Genomic DNA, 12,575 nt, shown 5'->3' with positions numbered 1-12,575 from the left:
GCGATATCGGAGACAAGATGATGACCCAATCCTTGAACATGAGCAGACGCGGCCTCATCGGTGCGGCCGGCGCGAGCGTTCTCGGCGCGCCGTTTTTGATGGCGCGCAGCGCAAATGCCCAGACCAACCAGCCGCAGACCTCGATGGAGATAGAGCACGCCATGCCGCCCGAAACCAACCGCTTCAAGCTCGGTAATTTCGAAGTGCTGGTGGTGAAGGATGGCGCGCGCGCGGCCCCCAATCCCGGCGAGACCTTCGGCACAGACCAGTCGGCCGAGACGGTCGGTAAATTGCTGGAAGACAATTTTCTGCCGACGGACCAGTTCGTCAATTCCTTCTCCCCCGTCCTCGTCAATACAGGGTCCGACCTCGTGCTGTTCGACACCGGTTTCGGTGAGGCCGGGCGCGGTGCGGGCAATGGTCGCCTGATCGAGGGCATGGCAGCCGCCGGTTACGCACCCGAAGATGTGACAGTGGTGGTGCTGACCCACATGCATGGCGACCATATCGGCGGCCTGATGGAGAAGGGCGCACCGGCCTTTTCCAAGGCACGTTATGTTTTCGGTCAGACGGAATATGATTTCTGGACGGATGAAAAGCGCGTCGGCACGCCGGCCGAGGGCGGTCACAAGGGTGTTCTCGCCAACGTGAAGCCGCTGGCCGAAAAGGCGACCTTCATCGGCGACGGTCAAGATGTGGTGTCTGGCATCACAGGCATAGCAGCCTTCGGCCATTCGCCGGGGCACATGATTTTCCGTGTCGAATCGGAAGGCAAGCAGCTGATCCTGACGGCGGATACGGCCAATCATTTCGTGCTGTCGCTGCAGAGACCTGACTGGGAAGTTAAGTTCGACATGGACAAGACGGCAGCCGCTGCGACCCGCAAGAAGGTCTTCGACATGATTGCCACCGACCGGCTGCCCTTCCTGGGCTACCATATGCCTTTCCCGTCTGTCGGTTACGCAGAAAAGCTGGATACGGGTTATCGTTTCGTGCCGAAATCTTACCAGTTTGATATCTGATATCTGCTGCAATGCAGCAACAGGAAAAGCCCGGAAGCCGATTCCGGGTTTTTTCTATTCCCTTCCTGTCATGAACGTGTTACCAGCCCTCGCCAACTTCCAAGCAATCCTTGCAGGGCGCCGGGGTGAACTTTTCGTTCCGGAGCGGCCACGCATTTTCAGTATGAAGGAATTTGGTCATGGCACGCATCATTCAAACACCCACTGGTTTGGACGCTCTCACATTTGACGATGTGTTGCTGCAGCCCGGACATTCCGAAGTCATGCCGGGACAGACGAATATCGCCACCCGCATCGCCCGCGATATCGATCTCAACCTGCCTATCCTCTCCTCCGCCATGGATACGGTCACCGAAGGTCGCCTCGCGATCGCCATGGCCCAGGCCGGCGGCATCGGTGTCATCCACCGCAACCTGACCCCCATCGAACAGGCCGAAGAAGTCCGGCAGGTGAAGAAGTTCGAAAGCGGCATGGTCGTCAACCCCGTCACCATCGGCCCGGATGCGACGCTTGCCGAAGCACAGGCGTTGATGAAGGCGCACGGCATTTCCGGCATCCCGGTGGTTGAAAACGGCGGCGCCGGCGGTCACAAGAACGGCCGCCTCGTTGGCATCCTGACCAATCGCGACGTCCGCTTCGCCTCCGATCCGCAGCAGAAAATCTACGAACTGATGACCCGCGAAAATCTGGTCACGGTCAAGGAAAGCAGCGTCGATCAGCAGGAAGCACGCCGCCTCTTGCACAAGCACCGCATTGAAAAGCTGCTCGTGGTGGACGCCAAGGGTAATTGCGTCGGCCTCATCACCGTAAAGGACATTGAGAAGTCGCAGCTGAACCCCAATGCCACCAAGGATGCGCAGGGCCGCCTTCGCGCCGCTGCCGCCATCAGCGTTGGTGCTGACGCCATCGAGCGCGCCGAGCGCCTCATAGATGCCGGCGTCGACCTTCTGGTTGTCGATACCGCGCACGGCCATTCGCAGCGCGTGCTGGATGCCGTCTCTCAGGTCAAGAAGATGTCGAACTCGGTTCGCATCATCGCCGGTAATGTCGCCACTGCCGACGGCACCAAGGCTCTGATCGATGCCGGCGCGGACGCCGTCAAGGTCGGTATCGGCCCCGGCTCCATCTGCACCACCCGCATCGTCGCCGGCGTCGGCGTGCCGCAGCTTGCGGCGATCATGTCGTCGGTTGAAGTCGCCAACGCGGCTGATATCCCCGTCATCGCCGATGGCGGCATCAAGTTTTCGGGCGATCTGGCCAAGGCGATCGCCGCCGGCGCCTCGGCCGTCATGATCGGCTCGCTGCTTGCCGGCACGGATGAAAGCCCGGGCGAAGTATTCCTGTATCAGGGCCGGTCCTTCAAGGCCTATCGCGGCATGGGCTCCGTTGGCGCCATGGCGCGTGGTTCTGCCGACCGTTATTTCCAGGCTGAAGTGCGCGACACACTGAAGCTCGTGCCTGAAGGTATTGAAGGCCAGGTTCCCTATAAGGGCCCGGTCTCCGGCGTTCTGCACCAGCTGGCCGGCGGCCTGAAGGCTGCCATGGGTTATGTTGGCGGCAGCAACATCAAAGAATTCCAGGAACGCGCCACTTTCGTGCGCATTTCCAGCGCTGGCCTGCGTGAAAGCCACGCCCATGACGTGACAATCACCCGCGAAAGCCCGAACTACCCCGGCGCGGTTTGATCTTTCGAGCCGAATCCGTAAAAAGATAGGCTAGTTATTTGGCGCTCCCCGATTCATGCCGGATCGGGGAGCGTTTTCATGATTGGAGAAAAGCATGTCACCCACGACCGCAATGTTCTGGCCGATGATCGCCCATGTCGTTCTGGTCTTCTGGCTTTACGCGCTTCTGATCGTTCGGCGCAACAAATATGCATTCAAGGATCGCGAATCGGCGATCCGTCTCCGGGATCACGGCGAGGAGGCACGCGAAAGCCGTCTGGTGAACCGCAACATCGCCAACCAGTTCGAAGTGCCGGTCCTGTTCCACATTGCCTGCCTGCTGCTCTACATCACGGATGCGGACAATATCGTGACCGTTGTCCTGGCATGGCTTTTTGTGCTTTCGCGTTATGCGCATTCCTATGTCCACGTCACCAGCAACCGCCTGCGTCAGCGCGGCGCATTGTTTGGTATTGGTTTTGCGCTGGTCGTCTGCCTGTGGGGATGGCTCGCCATATGGTTGGCGCTGGAGTAAATCAGCACCGTGAGGTTGCTTCATAAGTGAGACAATCCCGGCCTGCAAAATGGTGCGATTTGCGATGGGTCAATTCCATGATGCCCCATCCCCGTTAATCTCTGCCTCGCCGTCGAGGATTTCAGGCGAGCAGAGATTAGGGAGTATGTCATGGCTAAGACAATGAAAGCGGCAGTCGTCCGCGCATTTGGAAAACCGCTGACCATCGAGGAAGTGGCGATACCGGATCCCGGCCCCGGTGAAATTCTCATCAACTACAAGGCGACGGGCATTTGCCACACCGACCTGCACGCCGCAACCGGCGACTGGCCGGTCAAACCCAATCCGCCTTTCATCCCCGGCCACGAAGGTGTCGGTTATGTCGCAAAGATCGGCGCTGGCGTCACGGGCATCAAGGAAGGTGATCGCGCCGGTACGCCCTGGCTTTATACCGCCTGCGGATGCTGCATCCCCTGCCGTACGGGCTGGGAAACGCTATGCCCGAGCCAGAAGAATTCCGGTTATTCCGTCAACGGCAGCTTCGCCGAATATGGTCTCGCCGATCCGAAATTCGTCGGCCGCCTGCCGGATAATCTCGATTTCGGCCCGGCCGCACCTGTCCTTTGCGCCGGCGTCACCGTCTACAAGGGTCTGAAGGAAACCGAAGTCAGGCCCGGTGAATGGGTGGTCATCTCGGGCATTGGCGGGCTTGGCCATATGGCCGTGCAATATGCCAAGGCCATGGGCATGCATGTTGTTGCCGCCGATATTTTCGATGACAAGCTGGCGCTTGCCAAAAAACTCGGCGCCGATGTCGTCGTCAACGGCCGTGCGCCTGACGCGGTGGAGCAGGTGCAGAAGGCGACCGGCGGTGTCCATGGTGCGCTGGTGACCGCGGTATCGCCGAAGGCCATGGAACAGGCCTATGGCTTCCTGCGCTCCAAGGGCACCATGGCGCTTGTCGGCCTGCCGCCAGGCTTCATCTCCATTCCGGTATTCGACACGGTGCTGAAGCGCATCACGGTGCGCGGCTCCATCGTCGGCACACGACAGGATCTCGAGGAGGCGCTGACCTTCGCCGGCGAAGGCAAGGTGGCGGCTCACTTCTCGTGGGATAAGCTCGAAAACATCAACGATATCTTCCACCGCATGGAAGAGGGCAAGATCGACGGCCGTATCGTCGTGGACCTCGCCGCCTGATGTGAAAATCCGGAAGCGGCGCTCACGCAAATGTGTGGCGCCCCTTCCGACTGCCTTATTCCCCGCCCTTAGATCTGCGTTATCCTCCCGCATCTGTGCGTCCAAGGAGGATAGAGCGATGGACAAGTCCAAGATTACGCAGGCCATGATCGACGCTTATGATGAGTATACCCATCTCAGCCTTGATCGCCGCAAATTCATGGAAAAGCTCACCGTGCTGGCCGGCTCCGGCGCGGCGGCGGCGGCAATTGCGCCCCTTCTTTCCGCCAACAGCGCCCGCGCCGCCATCGTCGCGCCTGACGATGCTGGCATTGTCGCGGAAGACGTGACCTATCCGGCGCCCGGGGGCGAGATGAAGGGTTATCTCGTCACGCCGAAATCGGCGTCCGGCCCCATCGGTTCCGTCATCGTCATTCACGAGAACCGCGGCCTCAACGACCATATCCGTGATGTGGCCAGACGCGTGGCGCTCGCCGGATTTCGGGCGCTCGCGGTCGATTTCCTCTCGCCGCAGGGTGGTACGCCCGCTGATGAGGAGAAGGCGCGGCAGATGTTCAGTGGTCTCGACATGGATGCAACTGTCGCCAATGCCGAAGCGGGACGGGTTTGGCTTGCGGCAAGGCAAGGGGCGAATGGCAAGGTCGGCGCCATCGGTTTCTGCTGGGGCGGCGGGCTGGTCAACCGTTTCGCCACCAAGTCAGAAGGTCTGAATGCCGGCGTCGCCTATTACGGTCAGCAGGCCCCGGCGACCGATGTGCCGGCCATAAAGGCACCGCTGCTTTTGCATTATGCCGGTCTCGACGAGCGCATCAATGCCGGCATCGATGCTTACAAGAAGGCGCTGGAGGAAAACGGCAAGACCTTCGAGATTTTCGTCTATGACGGCGTCAACCATGCCTTTAACAATGACACGTCTTCGGCGCGCTATGACAAGGCGGCTGCTGATCTCGCCTGGGGGCGGACGGTGGAGTTTTTCAGGAAATATCTGGGGTGATTGGGTTTTGAGCGGGCAGCTGTTCTTCTCGCCGGTGGGGGAGGCGGAAATGCTTTTGGATGTTGTCCATTGAGAGCGAACCGAGGCGCGTCGGGCTCACCCCCCTCTGCCCTGCCGGGCATCTCCCCCTCAAGGGGGGAGATCTGCAAGAGGCGCTACCGCCACTTTATTCTCAAGCCCTAAGATGGGCGAGACCTCGCCTCAAGTCGATCTCCCCCCTTGAGGGGGAGATGCCCGGCAGGGCAGAGGGGGGTAAAGCCCCACGCACCCTCGATCAAGTGCCCTAAACCCCACCAGCCCCACGCTTCAAATGCTCATCCAGCCGCGGCATGATTTCCACGAAATTACACGGCAGATGACGATAATCGAGTTGCGCCTTGAGGATGCCATCCCACGCATCCTTGCAAGCCCCCGGTGATCCCGGCAGCACGAAGATGAAGGTCGCATTCGTCACACCACCGGTCGCGCGTGACTGGATGGTGGCGGTGCCGATCTTGTCGTAGGAAATGCGATGGAAGAGGGCCGAAAACCCGTCCATGCGCTTTTCGAACAGCGGTTCCAGCGCCTCCGGTGTCACATCGCGGCCGGTAAAGCCGGTGCCGCCTGTCGTGATGACCACATCCACGCCATCAGTGAGCGTCCATTCGCGCACCGTGTCTGCGATCGCCGCCTTGTCGTCAGGCACGATGGCACGGGCGGCGAGCCTGTGGCCTGCCTCCTTCAGCCTTGCGACGAGCGTGTCGCCTGATTTGTCATTCTCCAGCGTGCGGCTGTCCGAAACGGTCAGAATCGCAATACCGAGGGGAATGAAGGGTCTATCGCCTGCCATGGCCTTGTCCTCGAAATATCCGGCCCTCAAATGGTCCGCGTTGCCTGAAAATACCAGCCTGGGCGCTTCTTCCGAAGCGATGTTTCCGCGTTTTGGGCGGCATCGAAGGAATGAAAAATCCCGAAACAGGTTGCCCCGGAACCGGACATGCGCACGAGGGTGGCGCCCTCCTCAGACAGCAACCCGATGATCTCGCCGATGTCAGGCAGAAGCGCCTGGGCCGGCGGTTGTAGATCGTTGCGACTTTCCGCGAGAAAATCCATCCAGCCGATTGTCACCTCGCCAACCTTGGCTGGCGTCGGCAGAGGTGGGTTGGCCTTGTTCTGCAATCGCCGGAAAATCTCCGGCGTCGAGACCGCTTTCAGCGGGTTGGCCAGCACCAGAAACAGTTCCGGCAGGTCATTGACCGGTTCGATGTCCTCGCCGATGCCGCGTGCGATCAGCGATCGGCTTTCAAGACACATAGGCACATCCGCACCGAGCGTCAGCGCTATGGACGAAATCCTATCCGGTGTCATCCCGGCACGCCAATGGCGCAGAAGCGCCCGCAGCGTTGCCGCTGCATCCGCTGAGCCGCCCCCTATACCTGATGCAACGGGCAGATTCTTTTCAAGGTGAATGGCGACCGGGGGCGCTGGTTGACCCATTGATGCGAGCGCGTTGCGCAGTAAATCTCTGGCCCGGGTAACGAGGTTATCGCCGCCATCGCCGGCGCGTAGAAGATCGCCAAACGGTCCTGAGATGGAGAAGCTGTCGACATCGGCGTCCTGGATATGGATCGTGTCGCCGGCTTCGGTAAACACCACCAGCGATTCAAGCAGATGGTAGCCATCCGCCCGCTGCCCGGTGACGTGGAGTGCCAGATTAACCTTGGCCGGGGCCGCCTCGACTGTCTCGGCCGCCCCGGAAATGCCCTGCATCGCCATGTGGCGTCAGGATTTCTTGTCCGGAGCAGGGGTCGCCGGGGCCGGAGGAGCCGGCGGGTGCGGCGCCACGTCCTTCTTGGCCGTATTCTCGGCATCCTTCTCGACTGGCGGCAGGCCGTTGGCGATCTTTTCCTTCACCTTGGCCTTGTCCACGTCGTCGCTGTCGCCGATCAGTGCGCGGTTCCACTGATAGACCGCCTCGATCTTGCGGCCGACGCGCCAATAGGCATCGCCCAGATGGTCGTTGATGGTGGGATCACCGGCCTTGAGTTCGATTGCCCGTTCCAGTTCGGTCACGGCATCGTCGAAATCGCCGAGGCGATAATGCGCCCAGCCGAGCGAATCCACGATATAGCCGTCATTCGGCCGAAGCTCGACGGCGCGGCTGATCATCTTCATGCCTTCATCGAGATTGATGCCCTTGTCCACCCAGGAATAACCCAGATAGTTCAGAACCTGCGGCTGCTCGGGGTTGAGCTCCAGCGCCCGCTTGAAATTCGGTTCGGCCTTGTCCCATTGCTTCAGGCGCTCGTAGGCGATGCCGCGCTGGAAAAACACCGTCCAGTCGGATTTCTGCGGCACGGCGCCGATCACTTCAACGGCCTTGTCGTAATTCTCCGCCATGGCCTTGTAGTCCTTGGCATCGGACAGCACGCTGCCATAGGCGAGGTAGGAACGAATATCCTTGGGGTCGGATTCGAGGAGCGACTTGAGGTGTTTGCGTGCCTCTTCCACCTTTTCGGTCTGCGCCAGCGTCAGTCCGAGCTGCAGCTCGGAGATGCGATACATCGGCGAGTCCTTCGGCACTTCACGATAGAAGGCGATGGCACGTTCCGGCTTCTTCATGGCTTCTGCAAGTCCGCCGAGAAGAATGAGCGTATCCGGGCTCTTCGGATCGAGCGCGCGCGACGTCTGCAGATAAAGCGTGACGATCTCTTCGGCGCCTTCGCGGTTCAACGCACCGGCGATGGAGAACATGACGCTGGCGGCGCCCTCCACGGCATTGGTGATCTGCTGCTCCGGCTTCTCACCCTTTTCGATGGACTGGCGGAGCGCTTTCAGCGGTGCGTAATTCGGCGCGAAAGTGTCGCCGACCGCGATCGCATCCAGCGCTTTCTGCTTGTTGCCGGCGGAAGCCTCCAGCCTTGCGAGCGCCATCACTGCGCGCATATAGGTATCGGAGGCGGTCGCTCCGCCTTCGCGGTCGGTTACCGCTTCGTTCAGGCTCTTGCGGGCGGCCTCGGTGTTGCCGGAAACAAGCGCGATGGCTGCCGCATTGTATTTCTGGAAGATCGAAATCCAGCCCGGGCCCTTCATGTTGTTGACGAGCGCCAGAGCCTCCTTCGGCTTGCCGGAACCCGCGCGCGCCCAGGCGGTCAGAAGCGTGTTGACCATGCGGTCCAGATCGTTCGGGCCGGAATATTTCAGGATTTTCTCGGCCTTGGCGAATTCCTTGTCCTTGATGGCGTCGAGGCCACGCACGATGGTCGTGACGCGTTCCACCGAGGTATCGTCCTTCATCGAATCGGCAATCTTGGCGCCGGCTTCGAAGTTGCCGCTCAGAAGTTCGGCGATCATCAGCCGCTGGCGGATCTCCGAGTTGGCAGGGTCGAATTCCAGCGCCTTCTTGTAGAGCGAAATTGCGGTGGGATAATCCTGATCGACATCGGCATTGCGTCCGGCGAGGAAGGCGCCGGAGAAGGTGTTGACCTTGCCGGGGTCGAACGTAACGGCCTTGTCTTCCGGTGTCGCCTTCGTCTCCGCAAAGCCGGGGCTTGCACCCGCGCCGATTGCGAGAGCGGCGGCAAGAGCCGCGCTGCAGAGAAGACGGAGTGCTGGTTTACGCCGCATGAGGGAACCTTTGCCTTTGTGCAGAAGCACGGAAAAATCAGTTTCCATTGTTTGGTCACTACAGAATGGCTTTTTTGAAGCAACCCCGCAAGAAATTATGGCCCCGGCCACAATCACGCCTCGCGGAGAGCAAGGCCCGCAACCTCGGGCGGATGCTGTGTTCCATCCGCCTTTCGCCTGGCCTGCGGCGTCAGTTCAGACGCTCGATGCAGAAGTCGATCACTTCCAGAAGCGCATTTTTCCAGGGGCTCTGCGGCAACGGTGCAAGCGCATCGCGGGCAATGGTGCCATAATGCGTTGCACGGCCTATCGTATCGCCGAGGCCGTTATATTTTGTGATCAGGCCGAGCGCCTTTTCGAGGTTCTCGTCGCTGCTCTCGCCATTTTCAATGGCATTGCGCCAGAAAGCGCGCTCATCCTGCGTGCCGCGGCGATAGGACAGGATGACCGGCAGGGTGATCTTACCCTCGCGGAAATCGTCGCCCGTGTTCTTGCCGAGATCAGCCGACTTGCCGCCATAGTCCAAGACGTCATCGACCAGCTGGAAGGCGAGGCCGAGATTCATGCCATAGGATTTCAGTGCACTGCGGGTCGCCTTGTCGGTCTTGGCGACGATGGGGCCGACTTCGGCCGCGGCGGCGAAGAGGGCAGCCGTCTTGGCGCGAATCACCTGAAGATAATCGTCCTCGGTCGTTTCCATGTTCTTGGCGACCGAAAGCTGCAGTACCTCACCCTCGGCGATGACCGAGGCGGCGGTGGAGAGCACGTCGAGCGCATCGAGAGAGCCGACATCCACCATCATGCGGAAGGCCTGGCCAAGCAGGAAGTCGCCGACGAGAACGCTTGCCTGGTTGCCCCAGATGGTGCGTGCGGTGGATTTTCCGCGACGCAGATCGCTTTCATCCACCACGTCGTCATGCAGAAGCGTCGCCGTGTGCATGAACTCCACGCTGGTGGCGAGCTTGATGTGGTTGTCGCCCTCGTAACCGAACATCGAGGCCGAGGCGAGCGTCAGCATCGGCCGCAGGCGCTTGCCGCCGGACGAGATGAGGTGGTTGGCCACCTCGGGTATCATCTGCACGTCGGAACCGGCCTTGGAAAGGATAAGCTGGTTCACCCGTTCCATGTCGGGGCGGGTCAGGTCGACAAGCGGCTTGACGGATGCGAGTTTGTTTTTGCTTTCTTCAAGCGGTATGACGACGCCCAAGGGACAGGACTCCAGTTCGAATTTGAATTCGACAATAAAAACTGACGCCTTGCGCGGCAAGGGGCGAATTGCCGCTAGCCATTCAAAAAGATGGGAATTTAAGGTCTATCCATGCGTGAACTGATCCGTACCAACGATGCCGTGCTGCTCTCCTTCGCCGAAAGCCTGATGAAGGATGCCGGCATCCATTGCCTCATTGCCGATCAGGCAATGAGCATTCTGGAGGGATCTCTCGGCCTTTTGCCCCGCCGGTTTCTGGTAGAGGAAGATCGGGCGGCTCAGGCCCGCCGTATCCTCATCGATGCCGGGCTCGGCGACGAGTTGCGCAACGAAGAGGCTTGAACGACGGTGGACGACGGCATTTCCGAAACGATCGATGCCTTTCATCGGGGCCGGTTTCATATCATCCAGCCGAAGGGCAGGGGGCATCGGGCCGGCATGGACGCCATGCTTCTGGCTTCGCTGGTGGCGGATGACCGCCCCTGCCGGATTGCCGATCTGGGTGCCGGTGCCGGTGCCGCCGGCATGGCGGTTGCGGCGCGGCTCGAAAAGGCCAGGGTGACGCTCTATGAGCGCTCGCCGGAAATGGCGCAATTTGCCCGCCGCAGTCTGGAACTGCTTGACAATGCAGCCTTTTCGGCCCGCGTCGAGGTGCGCGAAGCGGATGTGACGCTGCGCGCGAAAGCCCGTGTGGAAGCGGGTTTGCCCGACGATCATTTCCATCACGTCATCATGAACCCGCCCTATAATGACGCGGGCGACCGCCGCACGCCGGATGCTCTGAAGGCCGAAGCCCACGCGATGACGGACGGCCTGTTCGAAGACTGGATCAGGACCGCGGGTGCGATCATGATCCCGGGCGGGCAGCTTTCCCTGATTTCGAGGCCGCAATCAGTGGCGGAGATCATTGCTGCCTGCGGCAGCCGGTTCGGCGGTATCGAAATCACCCTCATCCATCCACGTCCCGGCGAGGATGCGGTACGTATGCTCGTAACCGCCATCAAGGGATCGCGCGCACGGCTGTCCTTCCGCGCGCCGCTCATCATGCATGAGACCGGCAGCCACGCCTTCACCCCCTTCGTTGATGACCTCAACAATGGTCGTGCGGCCTATTCCCGTAATGTAAGGGCAATCAGACCCGGCTTATAAAATCACCGTGACGCTAGCCGCATGCCATTGTGTTTTGCCCGGCGATACATACATCCGTGTCGATGAAGTCATTGCTGTGAGGATTGATTGGTGGGTTTGCTGAAGCTTCTTGTGCCGAAACGCTTTCGTAAAAAAGAGCTCGTCATTCCCGTGGTGCGCATGCATGGCGCGATTATGGCCGGCGGCAACCAGTTCCGCCCCGCCCTCAATCTCGCTTCCTATGCGCCGCTTCTCGAAAAGGCCTTCGCCGTCAAGGATGCTCCGGCCGTCGCCATTTCGCTCAATTCGCCCGGTGGTTCGCCGGTGCAGGCGCGGATGATCTATAACCGTATCCGCCAGCTTGCCGAGGAAAAGGACAAGAAAGTCCTCATCTTCGTGGAGGACGTCGCAGCCTCGGGCGGCTATATGATCGCTCTTGCCGGCGACGAGATCATCGCCGACCCCACCTCAATCGTCGGTTCGATCGGCGTCGTCTCCGGCGGCTTCGGTTTTCCGGAAATGTTGAAGAAGATCGGTGTGGAGCGGCGCGTTTATACAGCCGGTGAGAACAAGGTCATTCTCGATCCCTTCCAGCCGGAAAAGGAAGGCGACATCGATTACCTGAAGTCGCTTCAGGTCGAAATCCACAATGTTTTCATTGATATGGTCAAGATGCGCCGCGGCTCCAAGCTAAAGGGCGACGAGGCGATCTTCTCCGGTCTGTTCTGGACCGGCATGCGTGGCCTCGACCTTGGCTTGATCGATGGGCTGGGTGACATGCGAGAGGTTCTGCACCGCCGTTATGGTGAAAAGGTCAAGCTCCAGCTCGTCAGCGGCGGGCGCACTTTGTTCGGTAAAAAAGTACCTGGTGTGAATGCTGCGTTTGGCCTCGACACCCCAAAGCTGGCGGCGGGCGCCGTCGCGGGTCTTGCGGAGGTAGCCGAAGAAAAGGCATTGTGGTCGCGTTTCGGTCTATGATGTCGCGGGAATAAAGCCTTATGGCGCAGCTTATTACAATCATTCTTCTGGTGGTGGGGGCCATCATCCTCTACCGCCGCTTCGTTCGCGATGCGGAAAAGCTCTCGGCAAAATCGAAACAGCGCGAGAAGGAACGCGAGACCGGAGCGATCGGCACGCTGATCAAGGATCCCGAGACGGGAGAGTACCGCGTGAAGCGTGAGGATGAGGCATAAGGCGCAGTCATCCCGGACAATCTCGTTTGCCAGTCCTGAAGGATTGG

Annotated in this window: 13 protein-coding genes; 9 read left to right on the top strand and 4 right to left on the bottom strand. The window is 60.2% G+C overall.

Annotated features, from left to right (window positions below; genetic code table 11):
• The first annotated feature begins 20 nt into the window (after positions 1 to 20).
• The 5 genes from FHW77_RS08840 (at position 21) to FHW77_RS08820 (ending at position 5,394) form a co-directional block, all read left to right on the top strand.
• Positions 21 to 1,022: an MBL fold metallo-hydrolase gene (locus tag FHW77_RS08840; protein WP_004440094.1), complete on the top strand. Its 1,002-nt coding sequence runs from the start codon at positions 21 to 23 to the stop codon at positions 1,020 to 1,022.
• A gap of 179 nt (positions 1,023 to 1,201) precedes the next feature.
• Positions 1,202 to 2,707, top strand: coding sequence for an IMP dehydrogenase (guaB, locus tag FHW77_RS08835; RefSeq protein WP_004440097.1), 1,506 nt, complete (start codon positions 1,202 to 1,204; stop codon positions 2,705 to 2,707).
• Between the two features lie 112 nt (positions 2,708 to 2,819).
• On the top strand, positions 2,820 to 3,221 hold the full coding sequence (locus FHW77_RS08830; protein ID WP_034496309.1) for an MAPEG family protein: 402 nt from the start codon (positions 2,820 to 2,822) through the stop codon (positions 3,219 to 3,221).
• A 150-nt stretch (positions 3,222 to 3,371) separates the two neighbouring features.
• Entirely contained in the window at positions 3,372 to 4,400 is a 1,029-nt protein-coding gene (gene adhP, locus FHW77_RS08825) for an alcohol dehydrogenase AdhP (RefSeq protein ID WP_004440101.1), read from the top strand.
• 118 nt (positions 4,401 to 4,518) lie between these two features.
• Positions 4,519 to 5,394 (top strand): dienelactone hydrolase family protein, encoded by an 876-nt coding sequence (locus FHW77_RS08820; protein ID WP_044459709.1) that lies wholly within the window; start codon positions 4,519 to 4,521, stop codon positions 5,392 to 5,394.
• A 283-nt stretch (positions 5,395 to 5,677) separates the two neighbouring features.
• Here FHW77_RS08820 and moaB read toward each other — a convergent pair whose 3' ends face one another.
• The 4 genes from moaB to FHW77_RS08800 all read right to left on the bottom strand — a co-directional run bounded on the left by moaB (position 5,678) and on the right by FHW77_RS08800 (position 10,207).
• Positions 5,678 to 6,223 (bottom strand): molybdenum cofactor biosynthesis protein B, encoded by a 546-nt coding sequence (gene moaB / locus FHW77_RS08815; protein ID WP_034496305.1) that lies wholly within the window; start codon positions 6,221 to 6,223, stop codon positions 5,678 to 5,680.
• A 26-nt stretch (positions 6,224 to 6,249) separates the two neighbouring features.
• Positions 6,250 to 7,149, bottom strand: a complete 900-nt coding sequence (locus tag FHW77_RS08810) for a 4-(cytidine 5'-diphospho)-2-C-methyl-D-erythritol kinase (RefSeq protein ID WP_004440106.1) — start codon at positions 7,147 to 7,149, stop codon at positions 6,250 to 6,252.
• A 6-nt stretch (positions 7,150 to 7,155) separates the two neighbouring features.
• Positions 7,156 to 9,048, bottom strand: coding sequence for a tetratricopeptide repeat protein (locus tag FHW77_RS08805; RefSeq protein ID WP_022555656.1), 1,893 nt, complete (start codon positions 9,046 to 9,048; stop codon positions 7,156 to 7,158).
• 142 nt (positions 9,049 to 9,190) lie between these two features.
• Positions 9,191 to 10,207 carry a polyprenyl synthetase family protein gene (locus tag FHW77_RS08800; RefSeq protein ID WP_004440110.1) on the bottom strand — a complete coding sequence of 339 codons (1,017 nt, stop codon included), beginning with the start codon at positions 10,205 to 10,207 and terminating at the stop codon, positions 9,191 to 9,193.
• 111 nt (positions 10,208 to 10,318) lie between these two features.
• Between FHW77_RS08800 and FHW77_RS08795 the strand changes: the two genes are divergently transcribed.
• The 4 genes from FHW77_RS08795 (at position 10,319) to FHW77_RS08780 (ending at position 12,528) form a co-directional block, all read left to right on the top strand.
• On the top strand, positions 10,319 to 10,549 hold the full coding sequence (locus FHW77_RS08795) for a putative signal transducing protein (protein ID WP_004440111.1): 231 nt from the start codon (positions 10,319 to 10,321) through the stop codon (positions 10,547 to 10,549).
• A 6-nt stretch (positions 10,550 to 10,555) separates the two neighbouring features.
• Positions 10,556 to 11,356, top strand: coding sequence for a tRNA1(Val) (adenine(37)-N6)-methyltransferase (locus FHW77_RS08790; RefSeq protein WP_004440112.1), 801 nt, complete (start codon positions 10,556 to 10,558; stop codon positions 11,354 to 11,356).
• Between the two features lie 90 nt (positions 11,357 to 11,446).
• On the top strand, positions 11,447 to 12,313 hold the full coding sequence (locus tag FHW77_RS08785) for a S49 family peptidase (protein WP_004440114.1): 867 nt from the start codon (positions 11,447 to 11,449) through the stop codon (positions 12,311 to 12,313).
• A 20-nt stretch (positions 12,314 to 12,333) separates the two neighbouring features.
• A complete protein-coding gene (locus tag FHW77_RS08780) occupies positions 12,334 to 12,528 on the top strand; it encodes an NfeD family protein (RefSeq protein ID WP_004440115.1) in 195 nt (64 codons plus the stop codon).
• The last annotated feature ends 47 nt before the right edge of the window (positions 12,529 to 12,575 follow it).

The sequence above is a fragment of the Agrobacterium sp. RC10-4-1 genome, assembly GCF_014138475.1.
In the GTDB taxonomy this organism is placed as follows: domain Bacteria; phylum Pseudomonadota; class Alphaproteobacteria; order Rhizobiales; family Rhizobiaceae; genus Agrobacterium; species Agrobacterium pusense.
Note: the sequence above shows the minus strand (reverse complement) of the source record. Positions and strands in the feature narration are given on the sequence as shown.

Excerpts from the sequence above, each read along its gene's own strand:
- FHW77_RS08840 (WP_004440094.1), top strand. The coding sequence starts at position 21 with ATGACCCAATCCTTGAACATGAGCAGACGCGGCCTCATCGGTGCGGCC.
- adhP (WP_004440101.1), top strand. The coding sequence starts at position 3,372 with ATGGCTAAGACAATGAAAGCGGCAGTCGTCCGCGCATTTGGAAAACCG.
- moaB (WP_034496305.1), bottom strand. The coding sequence starts at position 6,223 with ATGGCAGGCGATAGACCCTTCATTCCCCTCGGTATTGCGATTCTGACC.
- FHW77_RS08820 (WP_044459709.1), top strand. The coding sequence starts at position 4,519 with ATGGACAAGTCCAAGATTACGCAGGCCATGATCGACGCTTATGATGAG.
- guaB (WP_004440097.1), top strand. The coding sequence starts at position 1,202 with ATGGCACGCATCATTCAAACACCCACTGGTTTGGACGCTCTCACATTT.
- FHW77_RS08805 (WP_022555656.1), bottom strand. The coding sequence starts at position 9,048 with ATGGAAACTGATTTTTCCGTGCTTCTGCACAAAGGCAAAGGTTCCCTC.
- FHW77_RS08830 (WP_034496309.1), top strand. The coding sequence starts at position 2,820 with ATGTTCTGGCCGATGATCGCCCATGTCGTTCTGGTCTTCTGGCTTTAC.
- FHW77_RS08780 (WP_004440115.1), top strand. The coding sequence starts at position 12,334 with ATGGCGCAGCTTATTACAATCATTCTTCTGGTGGTGGGGGCCATCATC.
- FHW77_RS08810 (WP_004440106.1), bottom strand. The coding sequence starts at position 7,149 with ATGGCGATGCAGGGCATTTCCGGGGCGGCCGAGACAGTCGAGGCGGCC.
- FHW77_RS08795 (WP_004440111.1), top strand. The coding sequence starts at position 10,319 with ATGCGTGAACTGATCCGTACCAACGATGCCGTGCTGCTCTCCTTCGCC.